17 protein-coding genes are annotated in these 20,179 nt (G+C 40.9%); 5 read left to right on the top strand and 12 right to left on the bottom strand.

The features are described from left to right. Positions 1–1,158, top strand: a complete 1,158-nt coding sequence (locus tag NYR17_RS06485) for a methylmalonyl-CoA mutase family protein (protein WP_302504911.1) — start codon at positions 1–3, stop codon at positions 1,156–1,158. Positions 1,159–1,161: 3 nt separating this feature from the next. After that, entirely contained in the window at positions 1,162–2,085 is a 924-nt protein-coding gene (gene rsgA / locus NYR17_RS06480) for a ribosome small subunit-dependent GTPase A (RefSeq protein ID WP_302504910.1), read from the top strand. A gap of 17 nt (positions 2,086–2,102) precedes the next feature. Here the strand turns inward: rsgA and NYR17_RS06475 are convergent, their stop codons facing one another. Further along, entirely contained in the window at positions 2,103–4,127 is a 2,025-nt protein-coding gene (locus NYR17_RS06475; protein WP_302504909.1) for a TonB-dependent receptor plug domain-containing protein, read from the bottom strand. Between the two features lie 213 nt (positions 4,128–4,340). Between NYR17_RS06475 and NYR17_RS06470 the strand changes: the two genes are divergently transcribed. Further along, on the top strand, positions 4,341–5,282 hold the full coding sequence (locus NYR17_RS06470) for a pseudouridine synthase (RefSeq protein ID WP_302504908.1): 942 nt from the start codon (positions 4,341–4,343) through the stop codon (positions 5,280–5,282). A gap of 54 nt (positions 5,283–5,336) precedes the next feature. Here the strand turns inward: NYR17_RS06470 and NYR17_RS06465 are convergent, their stop codons facing one another. From NYR17_RS06465 to NYR17_RS06450, 4 genes are read right to left on the bottom strand one after another with little or no spacing between them, the layout of a single operon-like run. Then, the gene (locus NYR17_RS06465) at positions 5,337–5,996 is read right to left on the bottom strand and encodes a 3-oxoacid CoA-transferase subunit B (protein WP_302504907.1); all 660 of its coding nucleotides are present in this window, start codon (positions 5,994–5,996) and stop codon (positions 5,337–5,339) included. Positions 5,997–6,024: 28 nt separating this feature from the next. After that, entirely contained in the window at positions 6,025–6,723 is a 699-nt protein-coding gene (locus NYR17_RS06460; protein ID WP_302504906.1) for a CoA transferase subunit A, read from the bottom strand. A 20-nt stretch (positions 6,724–6,743) separates the two neighbouring features. Then, positions 6,744–7,034 carry a hypothetical protein gene (locus NYR17_RS06455; RefSeq protein ID WP_302504905.1) on the bottom strand — a complete coding sequence of 97 codons (291 nt, stop codon included), beginning with the start codon at positions 7,032–7,034 and terminating at the stop codon, positions 6,744–6,746. A gap of 24 nt (positions 7,035–7,058) precedes the next feature. Beyond that, positions 7,059–8,240 carry an acyl-CoA dehydrogenase family protein gene (locus tag NYR17_RS06450; RefSeq protein WP_302504904.1) on the bottom strand — a complete coding sequence of 394 codons (1,182 nt, stop codon included), beginning with the start codon at positions 8,238–8,240 and terminating at the stop codon, positions 7,059–7,061. A gap of 89 nt (positions 8,241–8,329) precedes the next feature. Here NYR17_RS06450 and NYR17_RS06445 point away from each other — a divergent pair, with 89 nt between their 5' ends. Further along, positions 8,330–8,512, top strand: coding sequence for a hypothetical protein (locus NYR17_RS06445; protein WP_367997944.1), 183 nt, complete (start codon positions 8,330–8,332; stop codon positions 8,510–8,512). Positions 8,513–8,660: 148 nt separating this feature from the next. Continuing rightward, positions 8,661–10,013 carry a histidine--tRNA ligase gene (gene hisS / locus NYR17_RS06440; protein ID WP_302504903.1) on the top strand — a complete coding sequence of 451 codons (1,353 nt, stop codon included), beginning with the start codon at positions 8,661–8,663 and terminating at the stop codon, positions 10,011–10,013. 17 nt (positions 10,014–10,030) lie between these two features. Here hisS and NYR17_RS06435 read toward each other — a convergent pair whose 3' ends face one another. The 7 genes from NYR17_RS06435 to NYR17_RS06405 all read right to left on the bottom strand — a co-directional run bounded on the left by NYR17_RS06435 (position 10,031) and on the right by NYR17_RS06405 (position 20,152). Next, entirely contained in the window at positions 10,031–11,236 is a 1,206-nt protein-coding gene (locus tag NYR17_RS06435) for a metallophosphoesterase (protein WP_302504902.1), read from the bottom strand. Positions 11,237–11,305: 69 nt separating this feature from the next. Then, positions 11,306–12,070 carry a porin family protein gene (locus NYR17_RS06430; RefSeq protein ID WP_302504901.1) on the bottom strand — a complete coding sequence of 255 codons (765 nt, stop codon included), beginning with the start codon at positions 12,068–12,070 and terminating at the stop codon, positions 11,306–11,308. Between the two features lie 42 nt (positions 12,071–12,112). After that, positions 12,113–12,835, bottom strand: coding sequence for a bifunctional demethylmenaquinone methyltransferase/2-methoxy-6-polyprenyl-1,4-benzoquinol methylase UbiE (ubiE, locus tag NYR17_RS06425; protein ID WP_302504900.1), 723 nt, complete (start codon positions 12,833–12,835; stop codon positions 12,113–12,115). 20 nt (positions 12,836–12,855) lie between these two features. Then, positions 12,856–13,425, bottom strand: a complete 570-nt coding sequence (locus NYR17_RS06420) for a hypothetical protein (protein WP_302504899.1) — start codon at positions 13,423–13,425, stop codon at positions 12,856–12,858. Positions 13,426–13,578: 153 nt separating this feature from the next. Beyond that, positions 13,579–15,726: a glycoside hydrolase family 97 protein gene (locus NYR17_RS06415; RefSeq protein ID WP_302507029.1), complete on the bottom strand. Its 2,148-nt coding sequence runs from the start codon at positions 15,724–15,726 to the stop codon at positions 13,579–13,581. Positions 15,727–15,806: 80 nt separating this feature from the next. Next, entirely contained in the window at positions 15,807–17,399 is a 1,593-nt protein-coding gene (locus NYR17_RS06410) for a RagB/SusD family nutrient uptake outer membrane protein (protein ID WP_302504898.1), read from the bottom strand. 20 nt (positions 17,400–17,419) lie between these two features. Beyond that, positions 17,420–20,152, bottom strand: a complete 2,733-nt coding sequence (locus tag NYR17_RS06405) for a SusC/RagA family TonB-linked outer membrane protein (RefSeq protein WP_302504897.1) — start codon at positions 20,150–20,152, stop codon at positions 17,420–17,422. Positions 20,153–20,179 lie beyond the last annotated feature (27 nt).

Genomic DNA, 20,179 nt, shown 5'->3' with positions numbered 1-20,179 from the left:
ATGAAGGGGAACACCACAATGGCAGACTGGGAGGCGCTGGTTAAACAGCAACTGAAAACCGAAGATATTGACACCATTCTCCGCAGAGAGAATTTGGAAGATATTGAGGTGAAGCCTTATTATCACGCGTCTCATCGGGATTTTAACCTTTTACCCAAAGTAGAAGAAAGCCCGCATTTGGTGGCGCTATATCAAGAAAATTTGGAAGAAGATGCTTATGCTTTTCTCATTAAAGGTCCCATTGTTACGGCAGATAAAACCCTATTTTTTGAGGATTATAGCACCTTTGAAGCGATGTCGGCGACAACGGAAAATAAGCTGATGTCTTTGGTTGATATTTTTGATGAAAAAGGCAATATGAATCTCAATTGGGGCGAAAATTTATTGAAATCTCCAATACCGAGAGCTTTGGGAGTTGATGTGGCCCTTTACCAGAATGCAGGTGCCAGCATCATCCAACAGTTGGCAATAGCTTTAGCCAAGGCGAAAGATTTAATAGAAATTTTTGGTGCCTCGGTGCTGGAACGGCTGATTTTTAAAGTAGCGGTAGGACGGCAGTACTTTTTTGAAATTGCTAAAATAAGAGCGCTTAAATTGTTATTTAATCAATTGTCAAGGGCGTATCAACAGAACAACATTCCTTATATTTTTGCAGAAACTTCCTTGCGAAATAAAACAAAAGCCGACCCAGAAAACAACCTTATTCGCTCTACATTGGAGCTTTCCGCTGGGATGATTGGCGGTGCTGATGCTGTTTTTGCAAGAGATTTTAAAGTTGAAAATTCCACGCCTTGGTCACAAGAAATAGCCTTTAAACAAAGCATCGTTTTGGCTTATGAAAGCATCATCAATGTGTTTGAAGACGCAGCATATGGCAGTTATTTCGTGGAAGATATGACCCAACAATTGGCGACTAAAGCTTGGCAATTGTTTATCGAGATAGAAGAAAAAGGCAGTTATCAAGCGATGTACCGAGCGGGAGAAATCCAGAAAATGGTTTATCAGCACGCTGTAAAAGAGCAATCTTGGATAGAGCAAGGAAAAATTAAATTGGTGGGCGCCAACCTTTATCCGAGTTTAGACATCACCAAAGATAAAGCGCATTTATACCGAGAAGACCGCTTAGTGCCAGTGAGATTATCAGAAATTTACGAGTGATTTATGGAAGTTTTTAAAGGGCTAATTACCAAATCTACAGGGAGTTGGTATCAAGTAAAAGAGGCGGTCACAGGAGAAATTTATGAGGCGCGCATCCGTGGCAAGTTTAAATTACAGAAAAACCGACTGACCAATCCTTTGGCGGTGGGAGATTGGGTAGAATTTCAGCTGGAAGCCGACCAAGTGGCGTGGATTACCAAAATAGAACCACGCAAAAATTACCTGATCAGAAAATCGGTGAACCTTTCCAAAGAGGCGCACATCATAGCTTCTAACATAGATTTGGCTTGTTTTCTCTATACGCTTAAAAATCCAGAAACTTCACTGGGGTTTTTAGATCGCTTTTTGGCTTGCTGCGAGGCATACAACATCCAACCTCTTATTTTATTTAACAAAACCGATTTGCTCACAGATGAAGAGCTCACTTATATAGAGGCTTTATCCGAAATTTATCAAAATATAGGCTACAAAACGATGATGATTTCTGCCTATTCAGGGTTAAACTTAGAGGATTTAAAACTAGAACTTCAAGACAAAATTTCGGTATTTTTTGGACATTCAGGAAGCGGAAAATCCACTTTGGTTAATGCCTTGCAACCAGGGCTAAACCTCCGCACTGGCAAAGTTTCCGAAGTTCACCTTAAAGGAAAGCATACCACCACTTTTGCTCAAATGCATTTTTGGAATTTTGGCGGTAGTGTAATAGATACCCCTGGTGTGCGAGAATTCGCGATGATAGACATTCAGAAAGAAGAGGTGCAACATTATTTCCCAGAGATTTTTCAGATAGGGCAACATTGTAAATTCCATAACTGTCTGCACCTCAATGAGCCTAAATGCGCGGTAATCAAGGCAATAGAGGAAGATGATATTTTAGAAAGCCGCTACGCCACCTACCTAAAACTAATGGAGGAAACGGAGGGGTAATAATTGGATTTAATCCTCTATTTGATGATGTATTTTAAGCCTAAAAAGGTTCTAATGCCTGTCATTGGGGCATAGCCATAGGCAGTATCAAAAGTATAACCCATCGGATTGTTAACAGGATCATTTATATTTTGATCAAAAGGATCATCGGGACGCATCAACGGATTTTTAGGAGTAAAGTTGAAAATGTTTTTCACCCCAGCATAAAGCTCTAAACCTATATCCGAAAACTCTTTTTTCAATTGTAAATTGGCTAAAGTGTACCACGGCGAATATTCAGGTCTAAAATCGTTGGGAAGGATAGGAAGCCGCATAGGACCATAGAAAATCCCCGTAAAATCTAAAGTCCATTTTTTAGGAAAATGATAAGTAAGGGCATAAGTGCCAGACCATTTGGGCGCGAATAACTGAGGTATTTTAGTTTTTACACCATTTTTATCATCTTCCTTATAAACTTCCATATAGGTCAGCCCCAATTGTAAACTTAGAGGAATTTCAAATTTAAACTCTGTATTGAGAGAAGCCCCAGCGCTGATGGATTTTCCAGTTAAGTTGTAGTATAAAATTTGGTTGGGATTGGTATCAAAATCGCCAATGATTTTATTGGTAAAATAGGAATAAAAACCTAATAAATCAAGGTTGATGTATCCTGAATTTAAATAAGTACGGTGGGTGAGGTTTAGGTTGGCATTATAAGACCTTTCAGGATTGAGTTGTTCGCTAATGACCACTTGTCGAGATCCCGTAAGGGCAGCGTGCTCTTCTGTGAAGAGGTTGACCACTCTAAATCCAGTACCAAAACTCGTTCTAAGTTGAGTGCTTGGAGTTAGATTTCGTTTATAGGCTATCCTCGGCGAGTGGATCCAACCGTGGATTTTGGATAAATCTAAACGGTAGCCCAATAGCAAAATTTGTTGGTCGTTAATCTGCCACTGATTTTGTATAAAAGCGCCAGGGATCCAGTCATTCTGCGGGCGATTGGTGATGCCATCTGCCTCCAATGTTCCCAGAGTGTTATCATCGTAATAGGTATTTTTAACCGCAATACCTAATAGTAAATTAGAAGCGCCCAAAGTTTTATCCCAAAACATTTGTCCGAAAAATGTGGATTGCTTAGCAAGGAAGGGCGTATCCCCATAGAATGAATCTTGATGATGATAATTATACGACCATTGCGTTATTATTTTTTCCTCAATGGGAAGTTCATAAGCGGCAATAGCCTCCACTCTGTTGGTAAAAATACTTTCGCCATAGACTTGGTTGCTGCCACGGTCCTTGTATTTATCCCAATCCATTACGCCACCAGCACGGTCTTCGTAGAGGTATCTTAGTGCAAAACTGGCAACTTTATCCTGAGGACGATTAAAATTCCATTTATTAAATATTGAAATTCGATCTTGGAGCGCGGCATCCATAAAATGGTCTCTATTCAGGTCCATTCTTTGCTGAAAATTATAATAATTGAGGCTTAACAAAGAGCCAATACGATCTCCGAGTTTAAAAGCTGTCCCCAAGTCCGTATTATATTCTCCCCAAGATGAAGCCGTTGTATGGGCATTTAGTTTTGGGGCTTTCAGCGCATTTTTAGTAATAACATTGATGATTCCGCCCATCGCTTCAGAACCGTAGATAGAGGAGGCAGGACCTTTAACCACCTCCACGCGGTCTATCAAACTGTTGGGGATACCACTCAAACCATATACAGTAGATAGAGAGCTAACAATGGGCATTCCATCAATGAGGATCATAGTGTAAGGACCTTCCAAGCCATTGATGTGGATATCTCCAGTGTTACAAACCGAACAATTGAGCTGTGGTCTTACGCCATTGATCATTTCCACCGATTCTAAAAGGCAAGAACTTTGTTTTTTTTCAAAAAATTGAGAGGAAAAAACCTCTACGGGTACAGGGCTTTTATCCCTGCTAACAGGTTTTAGCGTGCCTGTCATCACCACTTCTTCTATGGCAGTGTTGATAGAATCCTTTTGCGCATAGAGGAGTGTATTAGAAAGCATTAAAATGCTTAAAATTGTTTTTTTCATCGATATTAGTATTTATGATCAAGACAGAAGTAGACAAAAATATGAAAAACTATATTTTTTTGAGGATAAATGCTACTTTTTTTACTAAATTTATGATTAAAATCATAAAATAAATCATAACTGTAACTCATACAAATTTTGACCACCTCCACCTTCATCGTAAAAAAGCATTAGGTTGAGTTTAAAAGTTGTATCTTTGCAAAAAATAAGAATATGAGCAGAGAACGCAACAATTTTTCATCAGGAAGAGGTAAATCTGGGTCTAATAGAAATAGAACCGGAAATTCTCGTGGCTCAAAATTGAATGGTAAAAACTTTGACGCTCGTGATAAGTATGTCAAAGGAGACCGCAGAGAAGGGGGGCGCGGTAGCCAAGCTTCGGCGGAAGATAGAGCAAGAAATTTTGTGCAGAAGAGAAGAATAAACAAGTTGGTACAGCAGCCTAAAGAAACTATTAGGCTAAATAAATATATCGCCAATTCTGGAATATGCAGCAGGAGAGAGGCCGATGAGTTGATACAACAAGGCTTGGTAGAAGTGAATGGCAAAGTGGTGACCGAGATGGGCTACCAAGTGCAAAAAACGGATAAAGTCAGCTTTGATGGGCAAAATCTAACGCCTGAAAAGCCCGTGTATGTGCTCCTTAACAAGCCGAAAGGCTACATTTCTACAACGAAAGATGAGAAAGCCAGAAAAACGGTGATGGAGCTGACAGCCAATGCATCGCCGTACCGTATTTTCCCTGTGGGGCGCTTAGACCGACAGACTACGGGCGTTATTTTACTGACTAATGATGGGCATTTAACCAAAAAATTAACGCATCCGTCTTTTAATATTAAGAAAATTTACCATGTCACTTTGGACAGAAAATTATCTCGCGAGGATATGAACACCATTGCAGAGGGCATTCGTTTGGAGGAAGGCGTGGCAGAGGTAGACCACATTTCTTATATTGAAGGTAAGCCGAAAAATGAAATCGGTATTGAGATTCATATTGGATGGAATAGGGTGATTCGCCGTATTTTCCAAAGATTGGGCTACGAGGTAGAAGCGCTGGATAGAGTGATGTTTGCAGGGCTGACCAAGAAGAATATCAAGCGTGGTCATTGGCGCATCTTAACCGATTTAGAGGTGAATAACCTCAAAATGTTATAATAAAAAACAGTTCAGGCATTAAAATCTGAACTGTTTTTTTCGTTTCAATTGGGGTTAAAATTTCATCTCAGGAATATCGCCTTCTATGATGAGTTTCCCTACTGTTGCAGCCTTGATGTCTTCTATGCTCACCCCTGGCGCGCGTTCTAATAATTTGAAGCCACCTTCTGGCACCACATCATAAACCCCGAGTTCGGTAACAATTTTTTTAATGCATTTTACCCCTGTGAGTGGCAGTGTACATTGTGGTAACAGCTTGCTATCACCGTGTTTATTAACCTGTTGCATCGCTACGATGATGTTTTTTGCAGAAGCCACCAAGTCCATCGCGCCGCCCATACCTTTCACCATTTTACCAGGGATTTTCCAGTTGGCAATATCGCCTTGTTCGGAAACCTCCATCGCCCCTAAGATGGTGAGGTCTACTTTCTGGGCTCTAATCATACCAAAACTCATCGCCGAATCAAAAATAACAGAACCTGAGAGCGTGGTAATGGTTTGTTTACCAGCGTTAATGAGGTCTGCATCTTCCTCGTCTTTAAAAGGAAAAGGTCCCATACCGAGGAGTCCATTTTCGGATTGCAGCACCACATTGATGCCTTCGGGGATATAGTTGGCGACCAGCGTAGGAATACCGATGCCTAAATTGACATAAGAGTTGTGTTTTATTTCTTTCGCTATGCGCTGTGCTATTTGCTCTTTCGTTAATGCCATAATTGCTTTTTTTAATACTTGTGTGAGGTTATTTTGTTCTTACCGTTCTTTGCTCTATGCGTTTTTCGTACTTCTCGCCTTGGAAGATACGATGCACATAAATCCCAGGGGTATGGATTTGGTCAGGATCTAAAGCCCCAGCAGGTACCAATTCTTCCACTTCCGCAATGGTGATTTTCCCTGCCATGGCCATTGGAGGGTTAAAATTTCTGGCGGTAGAGCGATAGATCAGATTGCCTGCCGTGTCGCCTTTCCACGCTTTTACGATGGCAAAATCAGCATCAAAAGCGTATTCTAAAAGGTAATCTTTACCATTGAAATTTCTTACTTCTTTACCTTCTGCCACCTCTGTGCCTACGCCAGCTGGCGTGTAGATTGCGGGCATACCATAACCTGCTGCTAAACATCTTGTGGCTAAAGTCCCTTGCGGAATGAGCTCCACCTCTAACTCGCCGTGGAGGAGTTGGCGCTCAAATTCAGCGTTTTCTCCTACATAAGAGGCTATCATTTTTTTAATTTGCTTTTTTTGAAGGAGTAACCCCAAACCAAAATCATCTACGCCAGCGTTATTGGAGATGCAAGTGAGGTCTTTTACGCCTTTTCTAACCAACTCTGCAATGCTGTTTTCAGGAATACCACAGAGCCCAAAGCCACCCAGCATAATGGTCATACCATCTTGAATGCCTTCGCAAGCTTCTTGTACATTTTTTACGGTTTTATCTATCATGGTTTTATTTCTTTAAACTATTATTGTTTTTTATTGTCTTGATTAAGAATTTGATTATAACGGTTTTCGTACCTTCTAAAGCCTACAAAATAATAGTAGACCGAAAGCAAAAGCGATGCGCCCAACCAAATGAATGAGTTTTTTGCAATGAAAACTTTCCAATCATCAGGTTGTGTGAGAAAATAATTGATGGGCGTTACAATTAAAATAAATATAAACGCAATCACAAAACCTTGCTTTAATGAAAATTGAAGCCTACTTTTTCTCAAATTTTGCCAAAGTGCTACAAATCGTTTATCTTTTTCTGTCATAACTTTTAATATTGAAATTGAAGTCTATGCAAAAGCGTTAATTCCTGTAATATCCATCCCTGTGATGAGCAAGTGGATGTCGTGCGTGCCTTCGTAGGTTATCACCGATTCTAAATTGGCGGCGTGTCTCATCATTGGGAACTCGCCCATAATGCCCATTCCGCCTAACATCTGCCGACTTTCTCTCGCGATGTCAATCGCCATTTTTACATTATTCCGCTTCGCCATAGAGATTTGTGCTGGCATGGCTTGGTGTTCGTTTTTAAGCGTACCCAATCGCCAAGAGAGCAACTGTGCTTTGGTAATTTCGGTTAAAAATTCGGCTAATTTCTTCTGTTGAAGTTGGAAGCTGGCAATAGGTTTTCCAAACTGTGTGCGTTCCTGCGTGTACTGAACAGCGGTGCAATAGCAATCTATAGCCGCTCCAATAACGCCCCAAGAAATCCCGTAACGAGCGGAGTTTAAGCAAGAAAGTGGTCCTTTTAACCCTTTGATGTTTGGTAATAAATTTTCTTTCGGCACTTTAACATCTCTAAAAACCAATTCTCCAGTTTTAGAAGCGCGTAGACTCCATTTATTAAGCGTTTCTGGCGTGCTAAAGCCTTCCATACCGCGTTCTACAATCATTCCTCTAACTACGCCATCTTCGCCTTTAGCCCAAACGATGGCAATATCACAAAGCGGCGCATTGGTAATCCACATTTTTGCCCCATTGAGGAGGAGGTGATCGCCCATATCTTTAAAGTGGGTTTCCATCCCTGCGGGGTTAGAGCCGTGGTTGGGCTCCGTTAATCCGAAAGCGCCAATCATCTCCCCAGAAGCCAATTGCGGCAAATATTTTCTTTTTTGTTCTTCAGAGCCGAACTCAAAAATAGGGAACATCACCAATGAAGATTGTACAGATGCTGCCGAGCGCACCGCCGAATCACCGCGTTCTAACTCTTGCATAATCAGTCCATAAGAAATTTGATCTAAGCCTGCACCGCCGTATTCTTCGGGGATATAAGGACCTAAAGCCCCTATTTTTCCTAATTCTTTCATCAGATTAGGGATTTCTTTGTGGTGCTGTGCTGCCTCGTCTATTTGTGGCATAATGAAAGATTCTACCCAGTCTCTAACGGCATTTCTTACCAATAAATGTTCTTCCGTAAGGAGGGCATCTAACATATAATAATCTGGAATTTGGCTTAATGGATAATAAGACATATAGTTTTACTTTTTTATAAATTAGACTTAAAATTGATGCCACTAATATAAAGCTTTTTTTATTATCTTTGGGAAAAAAAACAATAGAATTGATAAGAATTTATGAGTCTTCGTATCTTTATGAAATAGAAATTATCAAAACAAAACTGGCATCAGAGGGGATAGAGAGCTATATTCAGAATGAATATGTGAATAATGTTGCAGTAATGCCCATTAAAATTATATTTTATTCGTGGCAGAGCAAGATGCCGAGCGCGCTCAAAGCATTATAGATTAGCACGATTCCGCTGATGATGAGGCATAAAAACAGTAACAACCATAGCAAGTCGGTCTTTTTTTGAGAGATGCGATGCAGCGATTAGCATTATCCTTAAATATTTCCTATTTTTGTGGCTTTAATTGAGATAGCACAATCAACTTATGAAACCGACTTTAGCCAAAGGAACACGAGATTTTACTGCAGAGGAAATCTATCGCAGAAGATACATTATCAGTAAGTTACAAAATAATTTTGAACTCTTTGGATTTTCACCACTGGAAACCCCAAGTTTTGAAAACCTCTCTACGCTGACAGGTAAATATGGCGAGGAAGGCGACCGCTTGATTTTTAAAATCCTCAATTCTGGGGAATATCTCAACAAGGTTTCCGATGAAATGTGGCAAGAAAAAAACTATCCACAGCTGACTTCTAAAATTTCGGATAAAGCCCTTCGGTATGATTTAACGGTGCCTTTTGCGAGGTTTGTAGCAATGAACCAAGGACAGCTGACTTTCCCTTATAAACGCTATCAAATTCAACCAGTGTGGCGCGCAGATAGACCACAGAAAGGGCGTTTCAGAGAATTTTACCAATGTGATGCCGATGTGGTAGGCAGCGAGAGCCTTTGGCAGGAAGTAGATTTGGTGCAACTTTATGTTAAATCGTTTGCAGATTTGGGCATAAAAGCGGTGGTTCACATCAACAATAGAAAAATACTGACTGGGCTGGCTATTTATGCTGGCATTGAGGCACAGCTGATTGACTTTACCGTGGCGCTGGATAAGCTGGATAAGATTGGAAGAGAGGGCGTTATCAAAGAACTAAAAGAAAAAAACATCTCTGATGGAGCCATTGAAAAGTTAGAATTTTTATTCCATCCAGCGGAAAATCCGCTATCTCAGCTCCAAGATCTTAAAAGCCGTTTCCAAGGCATAGAGGAGGGGCTTAAAGGCATAGAGGAATTAGAATTTGTCATAGAGCAATCGTTAGAATTGGGCGTGGATAAGGAGAGTTTAGCGTTTGACATTACCTTAGCGCGCGGTTTGGATTATTATACAGGGGCTATTTTTGAAGTTAAAGCCCACGGCGTGCAGATGGGCTCTATTGGCGGCGGCGGTAGATATAACAATCTAACCGAAGTTTTTGGCGTTAAGAATATCCCTGGAATTGGCATTTCCTTTGGCTTAGACCGCATTTATTTGGTTATGGAAGAGTTGGGCTTGTTCCCAGAGGATACCCAAGAAAATACCAAATTTCTTTTTGCCAACTACGGCGACAAAGAGGCGGCTCACGCTATGAAAATCATCACGAAACTTAGAGCCAAAGGCATTTCATCAGAACTTTATCCTGAGGCTGCAAAATTGAAAAAACAGTTTACTTACGCAGAGAAAAAGCAAATTCCGAACTTGGTATTTATCGGTGAAGAGGAGATGGCGAACCAAACAGTAACGGTAAAAAATATCATCACAGGGCAGCAAGAGACTTTAACCCAAAAGGAATTTCTTGAAGCCTAAGATGGTTATTTGATGCCTTAAACCAGCTCTATCACGGTAATTTCTGGGTTGATGCCGACCCTGCCAGGATAGCCAATAACGCCAAAACCACGGTTAACATAGAGGTATTTGCCTAAACTCTCGTATAAATCTGCCCATTTGGCGTAGCGGTATTGCACTGGTGACCAGCGTACATTTTTCAAATCTATCCCAAATTGCATCCCGTGTGTGTGCCCTGACAAGGTCAGTTGTATGTCTTTGGGGTGATGTTTCACCACATAATCAAAGTGGGTAGGGTCGTGGCTCATCAGAATTTTTGTAGCTTCGGTGGGTACGCCTTGGGTGGCTTTATCCAAATCACCATATTGAGGAAATGGCTTTTCACCCCAGTTTTCTACGCCTATAATGTAGAGCTTCTGTTGGTTTCTTTCAATAATACGGTGTTCATTTCTGAGCATTTCAAAGCCCGCTTTCGCTTGCAGTTGGATTAAGTTTGGAATGTTCTGTGCTTTTTCCTCTGTGGAATTCCACTGCCCATAATCGCCGTAGTCGTGGTTACCTAAAACCGAAAATTTACCATCTTTGGCTTTAATTTGTGCAAATAAATCCACGAAAGGCTCAAATTCTTCTGCATAATTATTGACCATATCGCCTGTAAAAAGCGCTAAATCAGGCTTCTGTTGGTTGATTAGGTCTATGGCGCTTTGTAACTTTTCAGGGTGGGCAAAACTCCCACTATGGATATCGGAAATTTGTACAATTCTATAACCTTTAAAGGCTTCAGGGAGGTTTTTGAGTTTCAACTTTACGCGTCTGGCTCGGTGTCTGTATTTACCGAAAATAATTCCATCGGTAACGGCTAAAGAGAGGAGCCCAGCTAAGCCAATACCCAATGCAGAAATGAAAGTCCGCCGCTCTGGGAGGTGCGTGGTGCTGCCCGTAGCATAACGAGCGCCCCATTCTACCAACCGAATGCTATCATTGATGAGTAAAGAGATTAGAATGAGGATTTTAGGCAAAAGGAAAATTAAAAACACGCTGAGGATGATCTGTAATCGCCGTGTGGAGCGGTCGGCAGCGTTGAAGCTCAGCATTTCGTAGGCTAAAAGCCCATAAACACTGAGGGTAAGCACCCAATAGAGGGTTTTTAAAATTGGGCTGGTGGTCAGATTTTTAACCGCTTGAAAGATATAAAATTCAAAAATGAAAAATACAGCTATAATGAAAATGAAATTCTTTATCATAAATATAATCGGTTTTTAGAATAAAAAAACACTCATAGAGTGTTTATAGTTGATTTTTGTATGTTATTTTTATTCAAATTTAAGGATAAACATAAAACTTCTGCCTTGGATGGTGTTCAGCGCAGAAGCCCAATAAGGCGGCGTACCCTTATTATCACTGACCAGTTCGTTATTCATCGTGAAAGTCCCTCGGAAGGCAGGGGTGAGTTTAAAGCGACCAAAATAAAACTGGATGCCTATTTCCGCAGAATAGCCAAAATTATGGGTGGTGCTTCGGAAGGTGCCATTGGCATTATCCTCTTCCACGCCAGCATTAGATTGTAAATTAACCAACCAATTGACCCCAGCCGCGGCATAAGGTCGGGAGTTGTACCAGCGGTCTATATGAAATTCCAAAAGGAGCGGAATGTCTATGGTGGTGGCTTTTATTTTTCTTACTTTGTCCTCTTCGGTGAGGGGTTTTGGTGTAAAAGGTGGCTGTGCTGTGGTCGCAAAATGATCATTCACTTGGGTATCAAAATACAAATCCCTCTCGATAAATTGCATCCCAGGCTCTAACCTCAAATCAAAATTAGGGTTGATTCTCATCCGCCCAATGAGCCCTGCCCCAAAGCTATAAGTGGGTTTAGAGGTGACCAAATTTTTATTTTGATCGGTTCCGTATTGAGGGTTGAGCACCATTTTGTAATCATTCTGGCTCGCATTGAGAAAAAAGCCATAGCTGAAGGTTCTCTCATCAGCGCCTTCCAAATGGTCCACGCGGTCTTTGGTTCTAAACTGTGCCGAAGCCAAAAGGGCGATATTGAGTGCTAAAAAAGCGAGTGTCTTTTTCATCAGGATTGATATTTATAATGATATAACAGAATTTTTGCTCATTTATTTTGTGGCTTTGTAGATGGTGGCAATGCCCAAACTTTGTTTTTTGTATTCTACGGTTTTAAAGCCTACATTGAGCAATATATTCTTCATTTTTTCGCCGTAAGGGAAGGCGTTTACAGAGTCTGGAAGGTAGGTATAAGCACGGCTGTCTTTAGAAACCAGTTTGCCAATCTGTGGCAAAATATATTTGAAATAAAACATATAGAGCGGTCCCAAAATGCCTTCAACTTTAGAAAATTCCAAAATATACACCGAATGGTTTTCCTTAACCACACGCCTCAATTCTGACAATCCTTTTTCTAAATTCTCAAAATTTCTTACCCCAAAAGCCGAGGTAACGGCATCAAAACGGTTGCCCTCAAAAGGGAGGTTTTCCGCATCGCCTTTGATCATTTTAATTTGCTCAGAGAGGTTGAGTTTTTTCACTTTTTCTATCCCTACATTCAGCATTTGTTGAGAAAGGTCTAAGCCTACAATATGGGCTTTGGTACCTTTTTCTATCGCAATAGCGAGGTCTCCCGTGCCTGTGGCAACATCTAAAATGGTCTGAGGTTGGTCTTTTTTAAGCCAATTGACCAAGTTTTTTCGCCAAATGAGGTCTATTTTTAAGGAAAGCACGCGATTGAGAAAATCATATTTAGGAGCAATGTTATCAAACATATCCTCTACTTCGGTTTTCTTATTAGCGCCTGTATTATAAGGTTTTACTTCTGTTTTCAAAAGAAAAGGGTTTAAAAATGTTAAAATTGATAATAATTCTGATGATAATTGATGAAATCTTGTTTTCTAAAAATTTTAGTCCGAGATTCTACTTTTTGGATGTTTTTCACCACCGCATCATAATCTTCATCAAGGTTGTAATAAAAATCATCAATGAAAAGTTGGTTTCGTTTGGTCACATCACCCCAGTAGGCTTTACCATCAATAATAGTTTTACCGTGGGAGAGCAAGAGCGAGTCTTTGTTCGGAATATAGCCGTAGTACTGTCTGTTGATGTAATAATCCTGATGGGCAATATTGAGCAAACCTCTACTTTTATTCACTTGGAAAGTGGAGTCGTAGAGGGGGGTTTTATTGGCATCAAATACCGCAATATCATTTTTCCCTTGGTTCAGATTGACCTTAACAGACTGTCCGCCAGCGATAATTTGCTCCTCGCCTTGGTTAATTTTAAAATAATAAGTTTGTGGCGTAGGGTTGTCCACCAAATAGGTATTTTTTTTGGCTAAAAATAAATAATATACAGCGAATGCCAAGATGACGGCAAGCACGGAAAAAATAAATCCTTTAACGGGGGCAGAAACTTTCATCAATGAAAAAATTATAAATGCAAAGGTAAGATAAAACCGTGAGTTGGGCAATATCCAGCGCTATGCTTTCGGGCGAGTGTATTCCTTGAAACAAAAGAGCCACTTTGGCGATGCAAAATGACTCTTCTTTTCAAATGAAAAAATGGTATTGCCTTATTTTACAGGCTTTATAGAAATAGCATAGCCACCGCTTCTCACTAATTTCACAGGGATTTTAGATTGGCTATTGACTGTTTTTTTGTAAATATGATACGCTTGCGGATTGTTGATATAATCGGCATCTTTGGCATCTTCATAGATGGTGGCTTCATATTTTTTCCCTTTAGGGAGGAAGGATAAATCTACGGTAAACTCACGAGGGTTTTCATCAGTAATCCCGCCAACATACCACTCGTCTTTGCCTTTGGCTTTTCTTGCCGTGTGGATATAGTCGCCAGGTTCTGCCGCCAAGATTTTGGTATCATCCCAATCTGCCGCCACATCTTTAATGAATTGGAAGGCATCTAAGTGTTTTTCGTAATTTTCAGGTAAATCTGCCGCCATTTGCAGTGGAGAATACATCACCACATAAAGCGCCAATTGCTTGGCAAGGGTGGTTTTTACAAAACGCTTATCCCCAGGGAAGTAGTAATCTATTTTGGTCTGGAAAATCCCTGGCGTATAGTCCATAGGCCCTCCCATAAACCTTGTGAATGGCAGAATGGTCTGGTGTTCAGGAGTGTTGCCACCAAAAACTTCGTATTCCGTGCCTCGGGCAGCTTCGGCAGCAATCCAGTTTGGGTAAGTTCTGTTAAGCCCAGAAGGTCTCACTGATTCGTGGGAGTTAACCATCACTTTGTATTTTTCTGCTTTTTCAGCAATGCGGGTGTAGTGGTTGATCATCCATTGGCTATAATGGTGCTCTCCACGCGGAATAATATTCCCCACATAGCCTGTTTTCACCGATGGGTAACCATATTGATTCATCAATTTGAAGGCTTGATCTGCCCAGTTTTCATAATTAACGGCAGAGCCAGAGGTCTCGTGGTGCATCATCAGATTGATGCCTTTTTTGTGGGCATAATCGTTGAGCATTTTAAGGTCAAAATCTGGATAAGGCGTAATGAAATCAAAAACGAATTCTTTAGATTTTCCGAACCAATCTTCCCAACCGATATTCCAGCCCTCGATAAGAACAGCATCAAAACCGTGTTTGGCGGCAAAGTCAATATACTGTTTTACTTTTTCGTTATTGGCAGCGTGTTTGCCGTTAGGGGTGAGTTTAGAAAAGTCGGTTTCCCCAATTTTCACATTGTCCGCGGTAGAGTATGCCCACTGCGATTTTCCGATAATCATTTCCCACCATACGCCCATATATTTGGTGGGTTTAATCCAAGAAGTGTCTTTGTATTGGGTGGGCTCATTGAGGTTGAAAATCATCTTAGAGTCCAAAACTTCTTCTGCTTTTGGCGAGATAATCAAAGTACGCCATGGGCTCACGGCAGAGGTTTGGATGTAACCTTTAGCACCCTGAGCATCTGGGGTAAGGTGGATGGTAAATTTGTATTTCTGAGCATCTACATCTAAATTAGAGGCAGGGTAGTCTATTACGGCAGCTTCTGCAATGTTGATGTAGAGCGGTTTTTTGTTTTCCCTTTTGAGCATCAGCGGCGATTGTACTGCATTTTTAATAGGCGTTTGGGACACATTTTGCTCCACGGCATTTGCCCATTTGGCAGGGATTTCCGAAACTTTGGTGGTTTGGTAGAGGTATTCCTCGGTGTCATAATCACCAGCGATCCACCACGCTTTCATATCGGTAGGGAAGTCAAACTCGGTGAGCTCTTCTTTGATGATGAAATAATTGAGGTCTTTCTGCTGCGGAAACTCGTATCTAAAGCCTAAACCATCATTAAATAAACGAAATTTAACAACGATATTTCTGTTCTGTGCTTGGTTGTTTAGGGTAACGGCTAACTCGTTATAATGGTTGTTGTATTGTTTTTTTTCACCTAAAACGGGTGTCCAATTTTCGTTTTTAGAATCCCTTTTTTCATCTACTTTGGTAAAGCCAGAGCTGAGGTCTAAGCTCTCTTGGTTGGTGATATCCTTAAGGTTATAGGTGGTTTCTTTATAAATTTGGAAACCTAATTTGGAGTCTTCTAAAACCTTTTCGCCATTATAACTAAGGTTGTAATAAGGTACGCCATTTTTGAGGGAAAACTGCATTTCAAACTTTCCGTCTGGCGATTTTAAAGTTTGCGCAGATAGGTACCCCATTGATAATGAGAGTAGTGCTGCGGCTATATTTTTTTTAGTCATCATAAAATTAAATTTTTATGGGTTAAAAATAATAAAAGTGTCGCTAAGCCATAACACTTTTATATGAAAGTCGGCTATTTTTAGTAGCCAGGATTTTGAATTAAATTAGGGTTGGCAATCAAGTCTTTAGAAGGAATAGGGTAGAGCGTTCTAAAGTTTTCTACGGCTTTTCCATCTTTTACGCCCCCTTTCCAAGGCCATACATAATTGTCAGAAGTGAATTGACCAAAACGAATTAAATCTGTTCTACGGCTGCCTTCCCACGCCAATTCTCTGGCTCTTTCATCTAAGATGAAGTTTAAAGTAAGCGCCGAGGCTTGGATGTTCCCAGAGGTATTGCCATAGGCTCTTTCTCTAAGTTTATTCACATAGCCAAGGGCTTCTGTAAGGTTACCATTACCACCTCTAAGAACGGCTTCGGCGTACATTAAATACGCATCTGCCAAGCGGAATAGAGGGAAGTCGGTATCTACAAAGTTAAGCGATGGATCTTTACCCGCTACGCCCGCTCGGGTTACATTTTTGAATTTGATGAGTGGATAGCCATCGGTGAAATTGGAAATATTATCAATTTCATAGCTCTGTCCATTGGTGAAGAAACGTCCTCTGATGTCTTGGTTACCGTGAGCATCTGGGAATTTTTGTACCAAATTTTTAGTGGTTCTAAGACCGCCCCAGCCACCATTAACCCCGAAGTCTGCAGCGGGCATACTGCCGCCAATAGCCGCGTGGATGATGTAAGTGGTGCCGCCCCAAGTTTGGGAGTGGAGTCCATCAAAGTTGATAGAGAAAATTACCTCGTTATTGTCTAAATTATTGTCCGCTAAGAAGAGCTCTTCGTATTTTGGTTTGAGGCTATAGCCTGCATCAATTACTTTTTTGGCATAATCTGCCGCTTCGGTATAGTGTGCTTGTCCTGTATAAACTTCGGCATTAAGGTAAAGTTTGGCGAGGAGCATCCAAACGGCAGCGCGGTCAGCTCTACCATATTCATTAGTACGAGGGGCTTTGAGCTGATTTTCTAAATCTTTAAGCTCTTTTTCTAAAAAGGTAAATAAATCTTTTCTTTCTATTCTTGGCGGCGGCGTAATGCCTACGGGAGAGTTTTCATCTAAAAACGGCACATTCCCGAACATATCTATAGCGTGGTAATAGCTCAACGCTCTAAGGAAGCGGGCTTCACTTCTATATTCTCGGGCTTCTTCGGCTTGGGCGCCAGTGATGTTCCGAGAGGCTAATTTCTCATCTGTTGTTTCTCTAATAAACTCGTTGGCTATACCTACTTGGTATAAAATACGATAGTACATCGCCATGGTGAATGGGTTGTCCGCACCCCAAGTCATATTGTGGAGGTCAGGGAGGTTGGCATCGCCCCAAGCAATGATGGCCTCATCGGTTGGTAATTCTTGAAGCTGGAAATATTGTCTTAAGTAGTTGAAGGTACCACCATCACCACCACCGATATCCGCATTGCCATCACCACCTTCTTGTCCAGAGAGGGCTAAGCCAGCGTAACATTTGGCTAAAATGCCTTTATAATTGCTGAAATCTTGATAAATCACCACAGAGGAAGTGTTGCTACTGTGGACTTCGCTGAGGTCTCTTTCGCAAGAGGTTAAGCCCATTTGGAGGGCAAGGGCTGCAATGCCTATTTTTAAATATTTAGAATTCATAATTGTTTAAAGTTTAAAGATTAGAACTGAACATTAAATCCTACGGAATAAACGCGTGGTCTTTGGTAGAAATTACTATCTATACCGTTAAACACTTCTGGGTCTATACCGCTGTATTTGGTAATCACAAACACATTGCTCACAGAAGCGTTGACTCTCAATCTGGCATTGCCAATAAACTGAGGGAAGTTATAACCTATATTGATGTTGTCCATTCTCAAGAATGAAGCATCTTCTACATAATAATCCGAAAAATACTGGTTTTTCTCAAATTTAGAATCGAGGTAGCTCTTCGTTAGGTTGGTATTAAAGCCATTTGGGTTTTTCATTTCAGCAAGGGCACCATATTGTGAGTTCATATTATTATAAACATAGTTCCCCACGCTGGCTCTTAGTGCAAAGCCCATATCCCAGTTTTTATAAGTCATTCTGGAAGATAGCCCAAATAGCGCTTTTGGCATCGGCGAGTGGTATTGATATAAATCTTGCTCGTTGATATTGCCATCTCCGTTTCTATCCACATACTGACCTTCTAACGGATTGCCAGCAGCATCATATTTTTGTTCCAAAACATAGAAGGAGTTAGGCGCATAGCCGATGGACTGTACTTGGACATTTCCACCTGTGATCCCTTGGATGCCACCTGTTAATACCAGCTGATTAGGATTTTGGGTTACAGAAAGCACTGTGATTTTCGCATCTTGCCAAGTGGCATTAGCGGTAATATCCCAAGTAAAGTTTTCACGGTTGAAAGCCTTAATGGTAGCCCCTACTTCTAAACCTTTGGATTCCATATCGCCCACATTGGTCAGGAGCAAGTTGGTGTAATTAGATCCCGCAGGCACTGGCACCACGCTTAACAAATCTGAAGTTTTACGCTTATAAGCATCTATGGTAAAGAGTATTTTGTCTTTTAATAAACCGAAATCTAAACCAATATTAGAGGTTGTAGTGGTTTCCCAGCGGATGTCGCCATCATAGCCATTAGGACGGAGCAGCGTGTAGAAAGAGTTTCCAAATTGGTACATCGCCCCACTGTTAGACGCGTTATACACGGCTAAATAAGGGTAATTGTTGGTGCCTAAATCTTGCTGACCTGTTTTACCCCAGCCTCCTCTCAGCTTTAAGGTAGAGATAGAAGCGTCTCCTTTTAAGAAATCTTCTTGATCTATTCTCCACGCTAAGGAAACAGATGGGAAGTAGCCCCAACGGTTGTTTTCGCTGAAACGAGAAGAGCCATCTCTACGGATAGAAGCGGTTAATAAATATCGGTTTTTGAATGTGTAGTTGAGTCTTCCATAGTAAGAAAGAAGAATATTTTGAGTGTAAAAATCTACTCCTGACGCTGGCGAAGCAATGCCAAGACCGTTAATGACTGGAGAAAATGGCGAACTTTCATTCCATTTTTGGTAAGAATACCCAGCCATAATATCAAAATTAGAATCTATGCTCGGTAGTTTTTTAGCATAGCTGAGGTAGAACTCTAAAAGCTGATTCTTTTTCTCTTGGGTGTAGTGTTTATAATTTCCTTTTTCGGTATAATTCTGTGCTAATGTTGGCAAGTTGGTCACACTACCGTTAGAGTCGGCGTAGTCTAAACCTAAATTTAAGTTGGCTCTCAACTCTGGTAAGAAGTGGAATTTATAATCAAACTGAACATTTCCTAAAACCCTTCTCACATAAGAAATATCTTTGCGTTGGTAGAGCGTAGATACTGGGTTTTGTGGCGCTATAGTATTCGGTTGGTTTGAAGCGTCCAGCCATTCCCAATAACCACCAAATCGGGTATCATTAGGGTTATAGATAGGTTGCGTAGGGTCAAAGGCTACAGCATCTCCAATGGCTTCACTATTAGCAAAACGATTTTCTACATAAGTCCCTTTTACATTAAAGTTGATATCCAAATGGTTATTGAATAATTTAGGGTTGAGGTTGAGCCCAACGGTGCTTCTTTCAATATGGTTGGTTTTCAGGATACCATCTTGGTTGAGGTACCCCAAAGAAAGTCTAAAAGGCACTTTCCCTAAACCTCCAGAGAGTGAAAGGTTGTTATCAAAGCCTGGCGCCAGTTGATAGATGGCCTCTTGCCAATTAGTGTTGCTTTGTCCTAAAAGATGGGTATCGTTAGGGAATTTTTCGGTGAAGAGTTGGCGGTATTCTTTGGCATCAAGCACATTAACCGTTCCAAATTTTTCAGAAACCGAAGTGGTGGCATTATAGCCCACTTTTAATCGCCCTTTAGTCCCTTTTTTAGTGGTGATGATGATCACCCCGTTGCTGGCTCTATTCCCGTAGATTGCCGTTGCAGAGGCATCTTTTAAGATGTTAAAAGACTCTATATCATTAGGGTTGATGAGTGCTAAAGGATTAGCCGCACCATTAATGCCGCCGTTGTCCAAAGGCATTCCATCAATCACGATAAGAGGGTCGTTAGAGGCATTGAGGGAAGCCGCACCTCTAATTCTGATCACAGAACCGCTTCCTGGCGCACCACCATTGGTCGTAATCTGCACCCCTGCCGCTTTACCTTGTATCAGTTGTTCTGGTGAAGACACCACACCTCCGTTAAAATTTTTGGCAGAAATAGCGGTAACAGACCCTGTAAGGTCAGATTTCTTTTTGCTACCGTAACCTACCAATACCACTTGCTCAATGTCTTTTACTCTGTTGGTAGAGTCTTTTTGTTGAGCTTGCATCATCGCACCCGCCAAAAGAAATGCAGGTGCCACCTTAATAATACTATAACTTTTCACAAAAATTGATTTTATTAAATTAAGTTA

It is taken from the genome of Riemerella columbina (assembly GCF_030517065.1).
GTDB classification, from domain to species: Bacteria; Bacteroidota; Bacteroidia; order Flavobacteriales; family Weeksellaceae; genus Riemerella; species Riemerella columbina_A.
This window is presented reverse-complemented; position numbering and strand designations above follow the sequence as displayed.

Coding starts and splice junctions, on each gene's coding strand:
- NYR17_RS06475 (WP_302504909.1), bottom strand. CDS start 4,127: ATGAAAAAAACAATTTTAAGCATTTTAATGCTTTCTAATACACTCCTC.
- NYR17_RS06415 (WP_302507029.1), bottom strand. CDS start 15,726: ATGACTAAAAAAAATATAGCCGCAGCACTACTCTCATTATCAATGGGG.
- NYR17_RS06430 (WP_302504901.1), bottom strand. CDS start 12,070: ATGAAAAAGACACTCGCTTTTTTAGCACTCAATATCGCCCTTTTGGCT.
- NYR17_RS06410 (WP_302504898.1), bottom strand. CDS start 17,399: ATGAATTCTAAATATTTAAAAATAGGCATTGCAGCCCTTGCCCTCCAA.
- rsgA (WP_302504910.1), top strand. CDS start 1,162: ATGGAAGTTTTTAAAGGGCTAATTACCAAATCTACAGGGAGTTGGTAT.
- NYR17_RS06465 (WP_302504907.1), bottom strand. CDS start 5,996: ATGGCATTAACGAAAGAGCAAATAGCACAGCGCATAGCGAAAGAAATA.
- NYR17_RS06460 (WP_302504906.1), bottom strand. CDS start 6,723: ATGATAGATAAAACCGTAAAAAATGTACAAGAAGCTTGCGAAGGCATT.
- NYR17_RS06485 (WP_302504911.1), top strand. CDS start 1: ATGAAGGGGAACACCACAATGGCAGACTGGGAGGCGCTGGTTAAACAG.
- NYR17_RS06455 (WP_302504905.1), bottom strand. CDS start 7,034: ATGACAGAAAAAGATAAACGATTTGTAGCACTTTGGCAAAATTTGAGA.
- NYR17_RS06420 (WP_302504899.1), bottom strand. CDS start 13,425: ATGAAAGTTTCTGCCCCCGTTAAAGGATTTATTTTTTCCGTGCTTGCC.
- hisS (WP_302504903.1), top strand. CDS start 8,661: ATGAAACCGACTTTAGCCAAAGGAACACGAGATTTTACTGCAGAGGAA.
- NYR17_RS06450 (WP_302504904.1), bottom strand. CDS start 8,240: ATGTCTTATTATCCATTAAGCCAAATTCCAGATTATTATATGTTAGAT.
- NYR17_RS06435 (WP_302504902.1), bottom strand. CDS start 11,236: ATGATAAAGAATTTCATTTTCATTATAGCTGTATTTTTCATTTTTGAA.
- NYR17_RS06470 (WP_302504908.1), top strand. CDS start 4,341: ATGAGCAGAGAACGCAACAATTTTTCATCAGGAAGAGGTAAATCTGGG.